The organism is Trinickia sp. EG282A (genome assembly GCF_040965455.1).
GTDB lineage: Bacteria > Pseudomonadota > Gammaproteobacteria > Burkholderiales > Burkholderiaceae > Trinickia > Trinickia symbiotica.
Genome location: NZ_JBFRCC010000003.1, coordinates 154,350 through 171,227, shown reverse-complemented (window position 1 = coordinate 171,227; position 16,878 = coordinate 154,350). Strand labels below are relative to the sequence as shown.

The window sequence follows — 16,878 nt, the reverse complement described above, 5'->3', positions numbered from 1 at the left end:
GTTCAATCCTCTTTCATGCGGGCGTAAGCTGTTTCGATGGCGTGGTGCGGGGTCTTCTGTGTCTTCTTCACAAACACGTGCAGCACAACCACCCGCTGCCCGGTCCTAGTTACGTATATCGCGCGCGCAATGCCATCCCGGCCCGTCATGCGGATTTCCCATAGCTTCCCCTCCAGCGGGCGCACATGAGGCATCCCCACACGCTGCGGTCCGAACTCCGCCAGCATTTCCGCGATGTGCAGAAACCGGGCGCGCATATCGGGCGGCAGCGCCAGCAATTCAGCTTCGGCCTCGGGTATCAGTTCAACGTGCCACGTCATTAGTTTATCTCTTTTTTGCTATGTTTGCAGATTGCTGACTGACCGCCTGCGGACCCGGTTGGCTCCGGTTCTGCTCGGGCTTGAAGTCGCTGCCGGCCTCGTTGAGAATCCATGCTTCCAGCTTGTCGTGCCACATGCGCAGGTCGATCGGGGAGCAGATTGTAGTGGCGCTCAGCGTTGGCGGACGGCTTATGGCCCATATTTGCGCCTTAATGCCAGACGGGACTTCCGCCCATTCGGCCAGATTCGAGAATGAGCGCCGCAAACCGTGCAGCGTCACGGACGCAATGCCGGCAATCTTGCAGACTCGATGCAAGGCGTTGTTCGGCGCGGGTAGCCGGCCTGCGCTCGCCAACTGGCTGCCCCCTACGCCGATTTGCAGTAGCTTCTATGCGAGACGGGGCTTTCACTTCTAGTGGTACGATCTCCAAGTGATGGTGCGCTCGGCGCGCCTGAGTGCCAACGCCATCGCCGTTCGGGTTCCACTGGATAATCAACATCATGAGCAAGCAAAAGACCGACCCCAAACTGGAGCAGGCGCTGACGCGCGGCGATCTCGCGATTCGGCAGGCCAACTCGGCGCGTGCCACGGCATTGCTGCGCGCGCTTGCGAAAATGGTCTCCGAGGCCTGCGCGACGATCGGCGTCGAGGCGTTCACGTCGATCCCCGACGGAGATCGCATCTACGATCCGGCGGCCGGCCTTTGGCCGCAGAAACTGGTCATTTCGCTCGATGGACCGGTCGAGACGTCCGACCCGGACGAACTGCGCACGGTCTGGTTGCGAGCCGATACGCCCGAAGTCGTATTTCGGTGCGAGTGGCAACGCGCGGACGGCAAGATCGGCCGGCACGAAGCGAGGCCTTTTGCGATGGTCGGCTTCATCACCGATGTCGACATTCCCTGGGGCGACGACGAGCAATGATCGCGCGCGTGCGCGAGCGGTAGCCGTGCGGCAACGCGGCGCGGGCTATCGCATCATCCGCCGGCGAAAGAGCGCCGCGCAGGCGAAGAACGGGACGATCACGTAGGCGGCCAACACGGCCAGATGCAGCGGTGCGTCCGCGATTGGACGATCGAGCATCGCTGGCCGGATCAATTCGACGGCGTGGGCGAGCGGAAGCGCCAGGGCGGCTTGCTGCACCGGTTCGGGCAGCTTCGAAAGCGGAAAAAAGATGCCCGATAGCAGCAGCATCGGCGTGATGACGAGCGTCTGATAGAACATGAAGAAATCGTAAGAGGGCGCGACCGCGGTGACGACCATTGCCAGGCTGGCGAAAGCGATGCCGGCGAGTGCGATGACGGGTAGGGCGAGGAGCATCGACGGAAATTGCGCGTAGCCGAGCACACCCGCGACGAGCATGATCGCAGCGCCGGACAGAATGGCCTTGCTGCCGGCCCAGGCGATTTCGCCGACGACGATGTCGCCGAGCGTGAGCGGCGTATGCATGATCGCCTCCCAAGTTCGTTGGACATGCATGCGCGAGAATCCTGAATACATCGCTTCGAAGCTCGCGGACATCATCACGCTCGAAGCCACTGTGCCCGCGGCGAGGAACGCGATGTACGGCACCCCGTCGACCTGACCGACCATCAGCCCCAAACCGAAGCCGAGACCGAACAAATAGATCATGGGATCGGCCAGATTGCCGAACATCGAGGCGAGCGCGAGCTTGCGCCATACGAGGTAATTGCGGCGCCAGACCGAAAGCCAGTTGGCCGCGTTGGCCGGCAGCGCGAAACGAAATCCATGCGCACGCCGCGCACCCGCTGCCCGGCGTTCGGCTTCTGTTTGGTAGGAAGGTGTATCCATAGCTGATTTTTGGGTCGCGGTCGCCTTGTCTCGTGCCGTCACTCTTGCATCTCTCGGCCGGTAAGCCTAAGAAAGACGTCTTCGAGATTGGCGGGCCGATGCAGATAGCGCAGTCCCGCCCGGCCGGCGAGTCGCGCGTTGACGGGGCCCGCGTCGCGCACGTAGCAGAACAGCGTCTCGCCGCTGATCTCGGTGCGCGTGGCCAAAGGCGCGAGTTCGTCGCGAAGCGCCGCGGGCGCCGCGCCGTAGACTTCGATGACGTCGCAGCCGATTTCGGCCTCGACGAGCGCGCTGGGCGCACCTTCCGCGATTTTGCGTCCCTCTTCGATGATGCAGAGTCTGTCGCAAAGCCGCTCGGCTTCTTCCATGAAGTGCGTCGTCAGCAGGATCGTCTTGCCGCGCCCAAGCAGGGAGCGAAGCCGCTCCCATATGAGGTGGCGCGCCTGCGGGTCCAGGCCGGTGGTCGGCTCGTCCATGACGAGGACATCCGGGTCGTTGATCAGCGCGCGCGCGAGCGTAAGGCGCCGCTTCATTCCGCCCGAGAGCTCGCTGACGCGCGCGTCAGCCTTGTTCTCCAAGCGGGCAAACTCGAGCAGCGTGGGTACCATGGCCCGCGTCTTGCTCGCGGATAAGCCGAAGTAGCGCCCGAATACGAGCAGGTTTTCGCGGACGGTGAAATCGGGATCGAGGTTGTCGAATTGCGGAACGACTCCGATTCGTTGCCGCGCAAAACGAGCGCGGGTAGGAATCGTCTCGCCGCAAAGCCTGATGGTGCCGGCGTCCGGCTCCGCGATGCCGAGCAGCATCTTGAGAGTCGTCGTCTTCCCGGCACCGTTGGGCCCGAGCAGGCCGAAGCACTCGCCGGTTCGAACATGGAACGTCAGGCCGTCGACGACCGTTTTATCGCCATAGCGTTTTTCCACTTCCAGGAATTCGATCGTGTTGTTCGACATGGGTGCAAGTGAGCGATTTCGCACGAGACCAGTGCAGGCGGCGATCCATTCTATTGCATCGGGGAGCAGCGCTTGGTCCGCGTCCGCGATGAAGGAGCGCGTTGTTGCGCCGCAGCGTGTCGACCCGGCTTGCGCCGGCGCGCGACTACGCGTTTTCCATCGCTTGCAACCGCGGCGGCGACGCAGGATTATTCAAACGAATGTCTGCGGTTTGCGCGGATAGGAGGCCACGATGGCGTGTTACAACAAGATTCTGCTGTGTTACGACGGCACCCGCGAAGGTCGCAAGGCATTGCGCTGTGGCGCCAATCTCGCGCTCGATCTACAGGCGGAGACGCATCTCCTTTCAGTCGTGGATATGCGCACGAGCATCGCGCAAAGCGCGGGCCTCTTGACCGATGTCGCCTGCGGACGCTTCGAGGACGCCGCCCGCGAGATTCTTCAGGAAGGGGTCGACTGGCTGACCGAGCGCGGCGTGACGGCGCACGGTCATTTTGCGTTCGGGCACCCTATCGACGAGATTGCACGGCTCGCGGAGGAGTTGAAGGCCGACCTCGTCGTGGTCGGCCACCGCGCGCGCAGCGGGTTGTCGCGATGGTGGATGGGCGCGGGGAACACGCAATTGCTCGATCGCGTCTCGTGCAGCATTCTCGTGGCCGTTTCGACGGCGCACGAAACAGAACCGCTGGCTGTCAGCCCGTCGGCCGCGCAGACGTCAGCCAAGGCCGGCAGCGAGACATAGGGCAGGCCCGACAAGGCGCGTGCGGCGTCCTATCTATCGAGCAGCAAGCGGCGGCTTAGCGTCGAGCGACGCCGCCTCGGCTATTGCTGGTTCAGATCGACCGCCGAGAGTCTCCAGGAAAACCACCCATCGCGGCGCAGGATCACGCTATACGGTGCGCTCGCGGCGTCATGCCGATAGGTGACGACAAATTCGTCGATGCCGCGATAGTGTGCTCCGACGCGCTTCGGCGCAGCCGGGGCGTTCTCTGCCGGCGCTGGGGTCGCTTGGCTCGACGGCGGCGCAGCGGGCGCGGCAGCGGACTTACCAGCGGACGGTGCCGTTGGCGGAGCGGGCGGCGAGAGCGCCTCGCTCGGCTCGCCGCGCGGCGGCATGCCGTTCAGTAGCGCTGCGACGCCTTCAGGCGTCGCATAGTTGTCGACGAGCGGACCAATCAACGCCATGCCTACGAGTGCGCCGAATGCGGCGAGCGGATGCTCGCGCTTTTGCGATTCCACGCGTCGGGACAGCAATTGCGACAACTGCTGCTTGAGGCTCGCACGCAGCGCCGGATAGTCGACGTAGCGGTCGACCGTTTCGGCATCGCGTGCATCGGCGGCTTGCTTCAAGCGGTCGAGAACGAGGTAGGGGGTGGCGTAGATGTACGCGAGGATGGCGAATACGACAATCGCCGCGATTACGATCGCGACGGCGGCGAGCGGCTTGCCGCGTGCACGATTGGGTCTGTCATTTGTCGTCACTGGGCGCATTTCCTTGAGTAAGCAGAGCGAAACCCGATGGACCGGCGATGTGGCAAAACGTTTCCCGGTCCTGGCGTCGCTCGATGACCGAATGTCCGGCTGACTCTCGAAGTCGCGCCCTTCCCCAACGAAATCGCGCGGCGGTATCAGCCGAGCCGCGCCGCGCGCATCCCTGCGCGTTCTTCGTCGATACAGCGGTCGATCATTCGGCAAACGGCGTCGATCGTGCCGACGAGAATCACGCGCGACGCGCCATGATAGACCCGTACCGGCGCCCGCTGCGCCGGTTGAGCATGTAACGCGCTGTTGAGCGAGACACGCGCGAAAGCCGGCATCGATGAGGGCCGCTCGTCGAGGGCAAGCGTGCTGTGCCGGCTCGCATCCGCTGCGGGCGCCGCTTCGAGCGGCGGACATGGCACCAGACTGCGCAAGTGGCGCAGGCGGCCGAAGCGGCGAAACGGCATGAGGCGGGCGAGGCGGTCCATGGTAATTCCCTTGGGCGTTCAGAATTCGGTGGGACGGATGAGGCCGACGGCGATGCCTTCGAGCGCGAACTCCGCGCTGCCGGCCTGGACGAAAATATTTTCGTAGTCGGGATTCTCCGCAATCAGCTCGACGCCGTTCGACCGGCGCTTGAAGCGCTTGACGGTGACGTCGTCCCCGAGGCGGGCTACGACGATCTGGCCGTCTTTCGCCTCGGTTCGCTTTTGCACGGCGAGCAGATCGCCGTCTAGGATTCCCGCGTCGCGCATCGAAAGCCCTCGCACTTTTAGCAGGTAGTCGGGCTTGCTCGAAAAGAGCGCGGGATCGCATGCGTAATGTTGCGAGATGTGCTCCTGCGCGAGGATCGGGCTGCCTGCCGCGACGCGGCCGACGAGCGGCAGCGAGAGCTGCATCAATGCCGCATGCGGGAGCGTCAGCTGCCGCGGCGCATCGTCCGACGCCAGCAGCCGAATTCCTCGCGAAGCGCCCGCCGCCAGCTCGATCACCCCTTTTCGAGCGAGTGCGCGCAGATGCTCCTCCGCCGAATTCGCCGAGCTGAAGCCGAGTGCCGCGGCGATCTCGGCTCGCGTTGGCGGGTACCCGCTCTGCTCGATCGACTGGCGGATCAAATCGAATACCTGCTGCTGTCGTGCGGTGAGTTTGGTCATGGCGACACTGTATGAATAGACAGGTGTCTGTATTTTTATACAGTATTCGGCGGAACACAAGTGGCACGTCCCCCTTTTTTGGACGACGCCTTCGCGCCGCCGCGACCTTCTTATCTGTTTTTCATATAAAGGAATTCGAAATCCTTCGTTTGGATCATAAGGGCGCGTGGCTAGACTAGCTCGTCATTCAAAATTGATGCAATGCGGCCAGGAGTCAGAAGAAATGGTGGAAAGGGGAAGCGAGTGGTCGGGCAAGCGGCGGCGCCTGCTTGGCGGCATGGTGGCCGGCGCGGCCGCGGCGATGTTGGGGTTTGCCGCCGAGGCGCAAGCGGAGACTACGCTGCTGAACGTTTCCTACGATCCCACCCGCGAGCTCTATCAGGCAGTCGACAAGGCATTCGCCGAGCAATGGAAAGCGAGCACGGGCGAGGGCGTCTCGATTCGTCAGTCCCATGGCGGCTCGGGCGCGCAGGCGCGCTCGGTCCTCGCGGGACTGCAGGCCGACGTCGTCACGCTGGCGCTCGCCTACGACATCGATGCGCTGGCGAGTAAGGGGCTCCTCGCGCGTGACTGGCAAAAGCGTCTGCCCAACAACGCGGCGCCATACACCTCGACGATCGTCTTTCTCGTGCGGCACGGCAATCCGAAGCGCATCAAGGACTGGGACGATCTCGTGAAGCCCGGCGTTTCGATTGTCACGCCGAATCCGAAAACTTCCGGCGGCGCGCGCTGGAACTACCTCGCCGCGTGGGTCTACGCGGTCAACCGTCCGGGCGGCAACGAGCAGAAGGCGAAAGACTTCGTCGCGCAGCTTTATCGCAATGCCGGCGTGCTCGATTCCGGCGCGCGCGGCGCCACGACGAGCTTCGTGCAGCGCGAGCTGGGCGACGTTCTGATCGCATGGGAGAACGAGGCATTTCTCGCGCAGAAGGAATTCGGCGCGGACAAGTTCGAGATCGTCGTTCCGTCAGTGAGCATTCTCGCGGAACCACCCGTCGCCGTCGTCGACGGGGTCGTCGATAAACGGGGGACGCGCAAAGTGGCCGAAGCCTATTTGCGCTTCCTCTACAGCGACGAGGGACAAAAGATCGCCGCGGCCAACTTCTACCGGCCGCGATCGGCGAACGTGCCTGCCGAGCTCACGGCGAAGTTTCCGAAGCTGAAGCTCTACACGGTCGACACGGCCTTCGGCGGCTGGGCCAATGCCCAGAAGGTGCATTTCGCCGACGGCGGCACGTTCGACTCGATTTATCAGCCTCACTGAAGCTCAACGACTGAAAGGCATCGACGATGTTCGCTTTTCGCAGGCCCGGCGTATTGCCCGGCTTCGGCATGACGCTAGGCATCACGCTGGCTTACCTGGGCCTGGTGGTGTTGATCCCGCTCGCGGCCGCGTTCCTGAAGGCCTCGACGCTCGACTGGACGCAGTTCGTCGCGGCCGTGGCTTCCCCGCGCGTGCTGGCCTCTTATCGGCTGACGTTCGGCGCCGGCGCGATCGCGGCCCTCGTGAACGGGGTCTTCGGCCTGCTCGTCGCCTGGGTTCTCGTGCGGTACCCGTTTCCCGGCAAGCGCCTCGTCGATGCGATCGTCGATTTGCCGTTCGCGCTGCCGACGTCCGTCGCAGGCATCGCGCTCGCCGCCATCTACGATCAGCACGGATGGATCGGCCGTTGGCTCGCGCCGCTCGGGCTGAAAGTGGCCTTCACGCCGCTCGGGGTCCTCGTCGCGCTGACGTTCGTCGGGCTGCCGTTCGTCGTGCGTACCGTCGAGCCTGTGCTGCAGGATTTCGAGCACGCGCAGGAGGAAGCGGCGGCCTGCCTCGGCGCCTCGTCGTGGCAGACGTTTGCGCGTATCGTGCTGCCCGCGTTGGCGCCGGCGCTGTCGACCGGCGTCGCCCTTGCGTTCGCCCGCGCGCTCGGCGAATACGGCTCGGTCATCTTCATCGCCGGCAACATCCCGATGAAATCCGAGGTCGCATCGCTGCTCATCATCACGAAGCTCGAGCAGTACGACTATGCCGGCGCGACGGCGCTCGCCGTCGCGATGTTGGTCGCTTCTTTCGCGATGCTCTTCGCGATCAACGCGCTGCAATGGCATTGGCAACGCCGCACGAGCCGCAACGGCAGGGGCAGGGGCAGGGCGAGCAGCGCGAGCAGCGCGAGCACCGCGCCGCGTTCGGCGCCGACGGCCGGGCAGGGAGCGATCGGATGAGCCGCATCGCCGTTCCGATCGAAACGAGCGGGGCCGGGCAAGCCAGCGCCCGCTCGAGTGGCGCGACCTCCTCGACTGCTCGCCGTCGCGCCGGGGCAAGCGCGAGCGTCGCGCGCTGGGCGTTGACGGGCATTGCGCTCGCGTTTCTCGCGCTCTTTCTCGTCGTGCCGCTCGTGGCCGTGTTCAGCGAGGCGTTCAGCAAGGGCGTCGCGTACTACTTCGAGGCGCTCGCCGAGCCCGACGCGCGCGCCGCCATCGCGCTCACGCTGACCGTGGCGGTAATCGCGGTGCCGCTCAATCTCGTCTTCGGCCTCGCCGCATCGTGGGCCATCGCGAAATTCGAATTTCGCGGCCGCGCATTGCTGACGACGCTGATCGATTTGCCGTTTTCGGTCTCGCCCGTGATCTCGGGCGTGCTCTATGTGCTGCTCTTTGGCGCGCAAGGCTGGTTCGGCCCGTGGCTACAAGCGCACGATCTGCAGATCATCTTCGCGGTGCCCGGCATCGTGCTGGCGACGATCTTCGTCACGTTCCCGTTCGTCGCGCGCGAGCTCATTCCGCTCATGCAGGCGCAGGGCAAGGAAGAAGAAGAGGCGGCGCGCGTACTCGGCGCGTCGGGCTGGCAGATCTGGCGCCGGGTGACGCTGCCGAATGTGAAGTGGGGGCTCATCTACGGTGTGATCCTTTGCAACGCCCGCGCGATGGGCGAGTTCGGCGCCGTCTCCGTCGTCTCCGGGCACATTCGCGGCTTCACCGATACGATGCCGCTGCATGTCGAGATTCTCTACAACGACTACAACTTCGCGGCCGCATTTGCCGTCGCCTCGTTGCTTGCGCTGATCGCGCTTGCGACGCTTGCCGTGAAACTCGTCGCCGAGCGTCGGCTCGCGGGCGAGGGCGCGAGCGCAACACTTCCCTGACGAAAGGTACTGGAATGAGCATCATCGTTCGCAATCTGCACAAGCGTTTCGGCGATTTCGTCGCGCTCGACGGCATATCGCTCGAGTTCGCGCGCGGCGAGCTCGCGGCGCTGATCGGTCCGTCGGGCTGCGGCAAGACCACGCTGCTGCGCGTGATCGCCGGACTCGAGGCGGCGGACGAAGGGGAAGTGGTGCTCAACGGTCGCGACGTGGGGGCGCTCGACGCGCGGGAACGGCAAGTCGGCTTTGTGTTTCAGCACTACGCGCTCTTTCGCCACATGACGGTGTTCGAGAACATCGCGTTCGGGCTGCGCGTCAAGCCGCGTCGCGAGCGTCCCTCGGAGGCGGTCATTCGCGCGAAAGTCAACGAGCTCCTGGGACTGGTGCACCTGGGACATCTCGGCGACCGGTATCCGGCCGAGCTCTCGGGCGGCCAGCGGCAGCGCGTCGCGCTTGCGCGGGCGCTCGCCGTCGAGCCGAGCGTCTTGCTGCTCGACGAGCCGTTCGGCGCGCTCGACGCGAAGGTGCGCAAGGAACTGCGCGACTGGCTGCGCCGGCTTCATGACGAGCTTTCGATCACCACGATCTTCGTCACGCACGATCAGGAGGAGGCGCTCGACGTCGCCGACCGGATCGTCGTCATCAATCATGGCCGCATCGAACAGGCGGGCAGCCCCCAGGAAGTCTATGACGAGCCGCGTACGCCGTTCGTTTATGCGTTCCTCGGCGCGGCCAACCGCGTGGCGGGCAGCGTCGAGCCGCACGGTTTCGTTCCTCACGGAGCGAGTGCGCCGCTCGTTGCCGCATCCACGCTGGCGGAAGAGGCTGGCGCGCCGGCCGCGGCTTCGGGTCCGGCATTCGCCTACGTGCGCCCGCACGACCTGCAGATCTATCCGCACGCGGTCGCGCGTAGCGATGGCGTGGCGGCCGACGTGCGGCGCGTCGTGGCGCGCGGGGGCTCGGTTCGTGTCGAGCTTGCCGGCGCCGCTGGCCCGCTCGAGGCGGAGATCGCGCGCGAGGCCTGGCACGCATTGCAGCTCGCCGAGGGCGACCGCGTGACGGTCGTGCCGCGCTCGGCGCGCGTCTTCGAAGCGCAGTAAAGAAAAACCAAGAGAGGCCTTTATGAACTTCCAGCAACTGCGCTACGTGCGCGAGGCAGTGCGCCGCAACTTGAACCTGACGGAGGTGGCGAATGTGCTCTATGCCTCGCAATCCGGGGTCTCGAAGCAGATCAAGGATCTCGAGGACGAGTTGGGCGTCGACATCTTCGTGCGGCGCGGCAAGCGGCTGACAGGGTTGACCGAGCCGGGCAAAGCCGTGCATCGGCTCATCGAGAGGATGCTGCTCGACGCCGAAAACGTGCGCCGCGTCGCGCGCCAATATGCCGACGAGGACACCGGGCATCTCGTCGTCGCCACGACGCACACGCAGGCTCGCTACGCGCTCCCACAGGTGATCCGGGAGTTCAAGGAGGTCTTTCCCAAGGTGCATCTCGCTTTGCGCCAGGGCAGCCCGCGCCAGATCGCGCAGATGCTCGTCGAGGGCGAGGCCGATATCGCGATCGCGACGGAAGGCCTCGATCGATACTCCGACATCGTCACGTTCCCGTGCTACTCGTGGCATCACATTGTGGTCGTGCCCAAGGGTCACCCACTTGCCGCCGTGAAGACGGTGACCCTCGAGGACGTTGCCGAGCACCCGATCATTACTTACGAGCGCGACATCACCGGCCGTGCTCATATCGACGAAGCGTTCGAGAAAACCGGAAGACTCCCCGACGTGGTGCTCACCGCGATCGACGCCGACGTGATCAAGACGTATGTGGAGCTCGGCATGGGGATCGGTATCGTGGCGGCGATGGCCTACGATCCGAAGAGAGACTCCGAGCTCGTCGCGCTCGAGTCGCAGCATTTGTTCGAAGCGAGCACGACGCGCGTCGGGCTGCGCAAGGGCGCGATCCTGCGCGCGTACGCCTACCGGTTCATCGAAATGTTCGCACCCCAGCTCGCCGGCACCGACATCACGGGCCGACTGCGCGAAGCGGCTTAAACGCAGCGAGTTTTTCTACGCCATTCCTCACGGCGCCGCGCCGCGCGCCGTATAGAATGGCGGCCATGGACACAATCAGCACCTCGAACTCGGCGGTTTCGCCCGACCCGGCCGCGCTGCCGCGCATCGCCGTTCTCGCGACGGGCGGCACGATAGCGGGTTCCGCCGCCGATGCCGCCCAGACGGCCGGCTACCAGGCCGGCGTCGTCGGCGTCGATCGCCTGCTCGCGGCGGTCCCCGCGCTCGCGAACATGGCGAACATCGAAGCGGAGCAAGTCGCGAGCATCGACAGCAAGGACCTCGATCTTTCCCTGTGGACAGTGCTCGCACGGCGCATCGGCGAGCTCGCGTCACGCGCCGACATCGACGGTATCGTCGTCACGCATGGCACCGATACGCTCGAAGAGACGGCATACCTGCTCCATCTGACGGTGAAAACATCGAAGCCGATCGTCATGACGGCCGCGATGCGCCCGTCTTCGGCGCTCTCGGCTGATGGGCCGCTCAATCTGCTCGGCGCCGTCACGGTGGCGGCCACGCGTGAGGCGTGGGGAAGAGGCGTGCTCGTCGCGTTCAACAACCGTATTCATAGTGCGCGCGACATCGTCAAGACGAGCACCTATGCCGTCGATGCGTTCCAATCGCCCGAGGTCGGCGCGCTCGGCTGGGTTCAGGATGGGCGTGTCGAATTTCAGCGCAGCGTCGTCCGCCCGCATACGGCGGCCACGCCGTTCGTCGCCGACGCCGGCTGGCCGGGCGTGGAGATCGTCTCAAGCTACGCCGGCGTGACGCGCACGGCCGTCGATGCGTTGATCGCGGCTGGCGTGCGCGGCATTGTCGTGGCCGGTACCGGGAATGGGTCGGTCCATGCGACCGTTCAAGCCGCTCTTGCCGAGGCGGTCCGGCAGGGCATCGCGGTGGTCCGCGCGTCGCGTGTCGGCTCGGGGCATGTCATGCGCAACGGAGCCGCGCCCGACGATGCGCTCGGCTTCGTCACCGCGGGCACGCTCAATCCTTACAAGGCTCGCGTGCTGTTGATGCTCGCGCTGGCGGTGGGAATGGGGGAGCGCACACTGCTGCAACGCGCTTTCGACACCTACTGAAAGAACGCAGGGCAATCCGACAGACGGACACCCGACGACGACGTCTGACCGACCAAGGCTTCCCCGTCGTCGCCGGGCGCCGCTGCGGACCCCGCTTCGCCGCCCTCAGCCCGAAAGCGGCGTTCCTGCTTACCTGATCACGCCTCGATCTCGAACCCGGCCATGATTTCGAGGGCGCGAATGATGGCGGAGTGATCCCACCCGCTGCCGCCGTGCGCCGCGCAGACGCTGAAGAGCTGCTGCGCGCTCGCCGTATGAGGCAACGCGATGCCGAGCTTGCGCGCGCCGTCGAGCGCGAGGTTCAGGTCCTTCCTGTGAAGCTCGATGCGAAAGCCCGGGTTGAAGGTGCGCTTCGTCATGCGCTCGCCATGCACCTCGAGCACGCGCGACGAGGCGAAGCCGCCCATCAGCGCGCGCCGTACGCGCTCCGGATCGGCACCCGAGCGCGCCGCGAAGAGCAGCGCTTCCGCCACGGCTTCGATGTTGAGCGCCACGATGATCTGATTGGCGACCTTGCAGGTCTGTCCGGCGCCGTTATCGCCGATGAGCGAGACGTTCTTGCCCATCAACTCGAAGAGCGGCTTGGCGCGTTCGAACGCCGCCTCGGGGCCGCCGACCATGATCGTCAGCGTCGCGTCGCGCGCGCCGACTTCGCCTCCCGATACCGGCGCATCAAGATAGTCGCACCCGAGCTCATTGATCCGCTTGGCGAACGCCTGCGTTTCGAGCGGCGAGATGGAGCTCATGTCGATGACGAGCTTCCCCTTCGAAAGGCCTTTCGCGACGCCATCGTCGGCGAAAAGCACGTTGGCCACATCCGGCGTGTCGGGCACCATCGAGATGATGACTTCCGCTGCCGCCGCAACGGCCGCCGAATCGGTGACCACGGTGGCACCCTCGCGCAGATCGTCAGGAACGGGGTGCTTGCCGTTGAGGACGAGGGTATGGCCTCCCTTCAGAAGGTTGCGCGCCATGTGCGAGCCCATGATGCCGAGGCCGATAAAGCCGATCTTTGCCATGTCGATATTTCCGTCAGTCAGTCTGCTCTGGTTGCTGAATCGTGATGGATCGACTTCGATTCTCAGCTCGAGTGTGCCGAGTCCATCGGATGATGAATGGTGCCGCTATACCGCGCCGTGCGCTATCGGGCAGCGGCGCTTGCGCGGCCGGCGACGGTCCGCAGCCAGCCCAGGCCGTCGTGCGTTGTCGTGCGCGGCTTGTACTCGCAGCCGATATAGCCATCGTAGCCGAGACTGTCGATGAACTCGAACAGGAACGCGTAGCTGATCTCGCCGGTGCCCGGCTCGTGACGGCCGGGATTGTCGGCGAGCTGCATATGAGCGATACGCGGCAGATTGGCCTTGATCGTTGCGGCGAGCTCACCCTCCATCCTTTGCATGTGATAGATGTCGTACTGCAGGAAGAGGTTGTCCGAGCCCACATCGCGGATGACGTCGAGTGTTTCCTTCGAGCGGTTCAGCGCGAACCCTGGAATATCGTAGGCGTTGCAGGGCTCGACGAGCAACCGGATCCCGTCGCGTGCGAGCGCGGCAGCGGCGAAGCGCAGATTGTCGACGAGCGTCGAGCGCGCCCGCTCGGCATCGACGCCGTTGGGACGGATGCCGGCAAGGCAGTTCACCTGGCGCACCTTGAGGGCCTTCGCGTACTCGATCGCGCGGCCCACGCCGTCCTGGAATTCGCCGACCCGATCAGGCAGGCAGGCGATGCCGCGCTCGCCCGCTTCCCAGTTGCCGGCGGGCAGATTGTGCAGAACCAGGCGCAGCCGGTTTGCCTCGAGCCGTTCGGCGAGCTCGGCGGCGCCAAACGGGTACGGAAACAGAAACTCGACGGCATCGAAGCCGGCACGCGCTGCCGCCTCGAAGCGATCGAGAAACGGCACCTCGTTGAACAACATTGTCAAATTCGCTGCGAATTTCGGCATGATGCAGATCTCACTGGTCGGTCAGGTGGGAAGAGCCGTCGGCGCATCGTCGAGCGATTCCGCGAGCGGCTCGAATTCGTTGACGGCGTCGATCTCCGCGCCCATCGCGATGTTGGTCACGCGCTCGAGAACCACTTCGACGACGACGGGAACCTTGAACTCGCCGAGCATCGTCTGCGCTTTTTCGAGGGCGGGCTTGATGTCCTCGGGCCGGAATACGCGCAGCGCCTTGCAGCCGAGGCCTTCCGCCACCGCCACGTGATCGACGCCATAGCCGTTCAATTCCGGCGCGTTGATGTTCTCGAACGCGAGCTGCACGCAGTAGTCCATGTCGAACTGCCGCTGCGCCTGGCGAATCAACCCGAGATACGAGTTGTTCACGACGACGTGCACGTAGGGCAGGTTGAATTGCGCGCCGACCGCAAGCTCTTCGATCATGAACTGGAAGTCGTAATCGCCCGAAAGCGCGACGATCGGACGCTGGGGGTCGGCCGCGCGCACGCCGAGCGCGGCGGGGATCGTCCAGCCGAGCGGGCCGGCCTGTCCGCAGTTGATCCAGTTGCGGGCTCGATAGACATGGAGGAACTGCGCGCCGGCGATTTGCGAAAGGCCGATCGTGCTGACGTAGCAAGTGTCGCGGCCGAAGACCTTGTTCATTTCCTCGTAGACGCGTTGCGGCTTGACCGGCACGTTCTCGAAGTGCGTCTTGCGATGCATCGTGCGCTTGCGCTCGCGGCATGCCTCCGCCCACTCGCCGCGGTCCTTCAGCCGGCTTTGCGCCTTCCATTCGCGCGCCACTTCGACGAAGAGCTCGAGCGCGGCCTTCGCATCGGAGACGATGCCGAGGTCCGGGCCGAACACGCGCCCGATCTGTGTCGGCTCGATATCGACGTGGACGAACTTGCGCCCCTTCGTATAGACATCGATGCTGCCCGTGTGGCGGTTCGCCCACCGATTGCCGATGCCAAGCACGAAGTCCGATGCGAGTAACGTCGCATTGCCATAGCGGTGCGAGGTCTGCAGGCCGACCATACCCGCCATCAACGGATGATCGTCGGGTATCGCGCCCCACGACATCAGCGTCGGAATGACAGGCACGCCGATGGTCTCGGCGAATTCGACGAGCAGTTGCTCCGCCGCCGCATTGATCACGCCGCCGCCCGATACGATCAGCGGGCGCTCGGCGTCGTTGAGCATGTGCAGCGCGGCCTCGATCTGCCCCCGCGTCGCTCGCGGTTTGTAGACAGGAAGCGGCTCGTAGGTAGCGATGTCGAACTCGATCTCGGCGAGTTGGACGTCGATCGGCAGGTCGATCAGCACGGGCCCGGGGCGGCCCGAGCGCATGAGATGGAACGCTTGCTGGAAAACGCGCGGCACCAGCGCCGGCTCGCGCACCGTCACGGCCCACTTCGTCACGGGCTTCGCGATCGATTCGATGTCGACAGCCTGGAAGTCTTCCTTGTAGAGGCGCGCACGCGGCGCCTGGCCCGTGATCGCGAGGATCGGAATCGAATCGGCCGAAGCGGAGTAGAGGCCCGTGATCATATCGGTGCCGGCGGGGCCGGACGTACCGATGCACACACCGATGTTGCCCGGCGCGGCGCGCGTATAGCCCTCGGCCATGTGCGAGGCGCCTTCCACATGGCGCGCGAGCACGTGACTGATGCTGCCCGCTTTCTTCAGCGCGGAGTAGAGCGGATTGATCGCGGCGCCCGGGACGCCGAATGCCGTGTCGATACCTTCCTTCTCGAGAACGAGCACGGCTGCGTCGACAGCTCTCATTTTCGGCATGGATGTCTCCTTCATGTCTATGGGCGTTCGAGTCGTTACTTTAGGAGCGTGCCGAAGGTTTGATAAGATCGCGGAAAGTCGCGTTTTTCGATACAAAAAGTATCGAATAGGGTGCAAGGGGACTGACGATGGATCGCTTCAAGCAAATCGAGACGTTCGTGCGCGTGGCCGACGCGGGCAGCCTCGCCGCGGCGGCGCTCGAGGAGGGCGTTTCGCCCGTCATTCTGGGCCGGCGCATCGACGCGCTCGAAAAGCGCCTCGGGGTCAAGCTCATGTATCGCTCGACGCGGCGTCTCGTCGTCAGCGAGGAGGGCGCCGCGTTCCTCGAGCGTTGCCGCGGACTGCTCGCCGACTGGGACCACGCCGAAAACGAGCTCGCCGCCGGCCGGCGCTCCGTGAGCGGGCATCTGATCGTGTCGGCGCCGGCCGCCTTCGGCCGCAAACACGTCGCGCCGCTCGCGCCGGCGTTTCTGGCGGACAAACCCGATCTCAAGATGTCGTTCAATCTGACCGACCGCGTCGTCGACCTGGTCCGCGAGGGCTACGACCTGTCGATCCGCATTGGCGGAGCGGTCGATCCGAGTTTCGTGGCAGTCAAGCTTGCAGCGAATCGCCGCGTCGTTTGCGGCACACCGGAGTATTTCGCGAAGCACGGCCGACCGAGAACGCTCGACGAGCTGCTCGAGCACAACTGCCTCGCGTTCAATTTACAAGGGGGACAGAACCGCGGCTGGTATTTCCGCCGTAACGGCAAGCTGGTTACCGTGCGCGTGACGGGCACGCTCGACTGCAACGACGGCGAGCTGCTGCACCGCTGGGCGGCCGAGGGGCTCGGGCTCGGTTGGCGCTCGACGTGGGAGATCGCCGAGCAGCTCGCGCGCGGCGAGCTGGAAACGGTGCTCGATGAGTTCGCACTGCCCGATTACGACATCCTCGCCGTCTATCCGCAGCAGCGATATGTCCCCGCAAAGGTGCGTTACTTCATCGACTACCTCAAGGGCGTCTACAACCGGCCGGGATATTGGGGCGGGGCGCCTTCGCCCGTGGCCTGCCCGGCGGCTTGAGCGCGGCCCGAATTTACGCTACAATCGCCGGCTTCTCACTTGCCACACCGGCTCTGACGCCCGGGTGGCTTCTATCCACA

Annotated in this window: 18 protein-coding genes; 9 read left to right on the top strand and 9 right to left on the bottom strand. The window is 64.9% G+C overall.

What is annotated here, in order from left to right; all coding sequences use genetic code 11:
* Window positions 1-2: 2 nt before the first annotated feature.
* Window positions 3-320: a type II toxin-antitoxin system RelE/ParE family toxin gene (locus AB4Y31_RS15205; RefSeq protein WP_368674621.1), complete on the bottom strand. Its 318-nt coding sequence runs from the start codon at window positions 318-320 to the stop codon at window positions 3-5.
* Window positions 321-821: 501 nt separating this feature from the next.
* Between AB4Y31_RS15205 and AB4Y31_RS15200 the strand changes: the two genes are divergently transcribed.
* Window positions 822-1,244, top strand: a complete 423-nt coding sequence (locus AB4Y31_RS15200) for a hypothetical protein (protein WP_018442054.1) — start codon at window positions 822-824, stop codon at window positions 1,242-1,244.
* Window positions 1,245-1,289: 45 nt separating this feature from the next.
* Here AB4Y31_RS15200 and AB4Y31_RS15195 read toward each other — a convergent pair whose 3' ends face one another.
* Window positions 1,290-2,132: an ABC transporter permease gene (locus AB4Y31_RS15195; RefSeq protein WP_368674620.1), complete on the bottom strand. Its 843-nt coding sequence runs from the start codon at window positions 2,130-2,132 to the stop codon at window positions 1,290-1,292.
* A gap of 38 nt (window positions 2,133-2,170) precedes the next feature.
* Entirely contained in the window at window positions 2,171-3,109 is a 939-nt protein-coding gene (nodI, locus tag AB4Y31_RS15190; protein WP_368674619.1) for a nodulation factor ABC transporter ATP-binding protein NodI, read from the bottom strand.
* Window positions 3,110-3,317: 208 nt separating this feature from the next.
* Here nodI and AB4Y31_RS15185 point away from each other — a divergent pair, with 208 nt between their 5' ends.
* On the top strand, window positions 3,318-3,827 hold the full coding sequence (locus AB4Y31_RS15185; protein WP_018442051.1) for a universal stress protein: 510 nt from the start codon (window positions 3,318-3,320) through the stop codon (window positions 3,825-3,827).
* 80 nt (window positions 3,828-3,907) lie between these two features.
* Here AB4Y31_RS15185 and AB4Y31_RS15180 read toward each other — a convergent pair whose 3' ends face one another.
* The 3 genes from AB4Y31_RS15180 to lexA all read right to left on the bottom strand — a co-directional run bounded on the left by AB4Y31_RS15180 (window position 3,908) and on the right by lexA (window position 5,718).
* Window positions 3,908-4,576 carry a DUF2939 domain-containing protein gene (locus tag AB4Y31_RS15180; protein ID WP_368674618.1) on the bottom strand — a complete coding sequence of 223 codons (669 nt, stop codon included), beginning with the start codon at window positions 4,574-4,576 and terminating at the stop codon, window positions 3,908-3,910.
* Between the two features lie 137 nt (window positions 4,577-4,713).
* Window positions 4,714-5,052, bottom strand: coding sequence for a hypothetical protein (locus AB4Y31_RS15175; protein WP_368674617.1), 339 nt, complete (start codon window positions 5,050-5,052; stop codon window positions 4,714-4,716).
* Between the two features lie 18 nt (window positions 5,053-5,070).
* Window positions 5,071-5,718 carry a transcriptional repressor LexA gene (lexA, locus tag AB4Y31_RS15170; protein WP_018442048.1) on the bottom strand — a complete coding sequence of 216 codons (648 nt, stop codon included), beginning with the start codon at window positions 5,716-5,718 and terminating at the stop codon, window positions 5,071-5,073.
* A gap of 223 nt (window positions 5,719-5,941) precedes the next feature.
* Between lexA and AB4Y31_RS15165 the strand changes: the two genes are divergently transcribed.
* The 6 genes from AB4Y31_RS15165 (at window position 5,942) to AB4Y31_RS15140 (ending at window position 12,001) form a co-directional block, all read left to right on the top strand.
* The gene (locus AB4Y31_RS15165; protein WP_368674616.1) at window positions 5,942-6,982 is read left to right on the top strand and encodes a sulfate ABC transporter substrate-binding protein; all 1,041 of its coding nucleotides are present in this window, start codon (window positions 5,942-5,944) and stop codon (window positions 6,980-6,982) included.
* A gap of 26 nt (window positions 6,983-7,008) precedes the next feature.
* Window positions 7,009-7,929, top strand: coding sequence for a sulfate ABC transporter permease subunit CysT (gene cysT / locus AB4Y31_RS15160; RefSeq protein WP_368674615.1), 921 nt, complete (start codon window positions 7,009-7,011; stop codon window positions 7,927-7,929).
* On the top strand, window positions 7,926-8,849 hold the full coding sequence (cysW, locus tag AB4Y31_RS15155; RefSeq protein ID WP_368675301.1) for a sulfate ABC transporter permease subunit CysW: 924 nt from the start codon (window positions 7,926-7,928) through the stop codon (window positions 8,847-8,849). The genes cysT and cysW overlap by 4 nt, the downstream gene beginning before the upstream one ends.
* 14 nt (window positions 8,850-8,863) lie before the next feature.
* Window positions 8,864-9,949, top strand: coding sequence for a sulfate/molybdate ABC transporter ATP-binding protein (locus tag AB4Y31_RS15150; RefSeq protein ID WP_368674614.1), 1,086 nt, complete (start codon window positions 8,864-8,866; stop codon window positions 9,947-9,949).
* Window positions 9,950-9,971: 22 nt separating this feature from the next.
* Window positions 9,972-10,898 (top strand): CysB family HTH-type transcriptional regulator, encoded by a 927-nt coding sequence (locus AB4Y31_RS15145; RefSeq protein ID WP_018442043.1) that lies wholly within the window; start codon window positions 9,972-9,974, stop codon window positions 10,896-10,898.
* Between the two features lie 65 nt (window positions 10,899-10,963).
* Entirely contained in the window at window positions 10,964-12,001 is a 1,038-nt protein-coding gene (locus tag AB4Y31_RS15140) for an asparaginase (protein WP_368674613.1), read from the top strand.
* Between the two features lie 137 nt (window positions 12,002-12,138).
* Here the strand turns inward: AB4Y31_RS15140 and AB4Y31_RS15135 are convergent, their stop codons facing one another.
* From AB4Y31_RS15135 to gcl, 3 genes are all read right to left on the bottom strand, one after another.
* Entirely contained in the window at window positions 12,139-13,020 is an 882-nt protein-coding gene (locus AB4Y31_RS15135) for a 2-hydroxy-3-oxopropionate reductase (protein WP_368674612.1), read from the bottom strand.
* Window positions 13,021-13,142: 122 nt separating this feature from the next.
* A complete protein-coding gene (hyi, locus tag AB4Y31_RS15130; RefSeq protein WP_368674611.1) occupies window positions 13,143-13,943 on the bottom strand; it encodes a hydroxypyruvate isomerase in 801 nt (266 codons plus the stop codon).
* Between the two features lie 21 nt (window positions 13,944-13,964).
* Entirely contained in the window at window positions 13,965-15,734 is a 1,770-nt protein-coding gene (gene gcl, locus AB4Y31_RS15125) for a glyoxylate carboligase (protein WP_368674610.1), read from the bottom strand.
* A gap of 128 nt (window positions 15,735-15,862) precedes the next feature.
* Here gcl and AB4Y31_RS15120 point away from each other — a divergent pair, with 128 nt between their 5' ends.
* Window positions 15,863-16,798, top strand: coding sequence for a LysR family transcriptional regulator (locus tag AB4Y31_RS15120; protein ID WP_368674609.1), 936 nt, complete (start codon window positions 15,863-15,865; stop codon window positions 16,796-16,798).
* Window positions 16,799-16,878 lie beyond the last annotated feature (80 nt).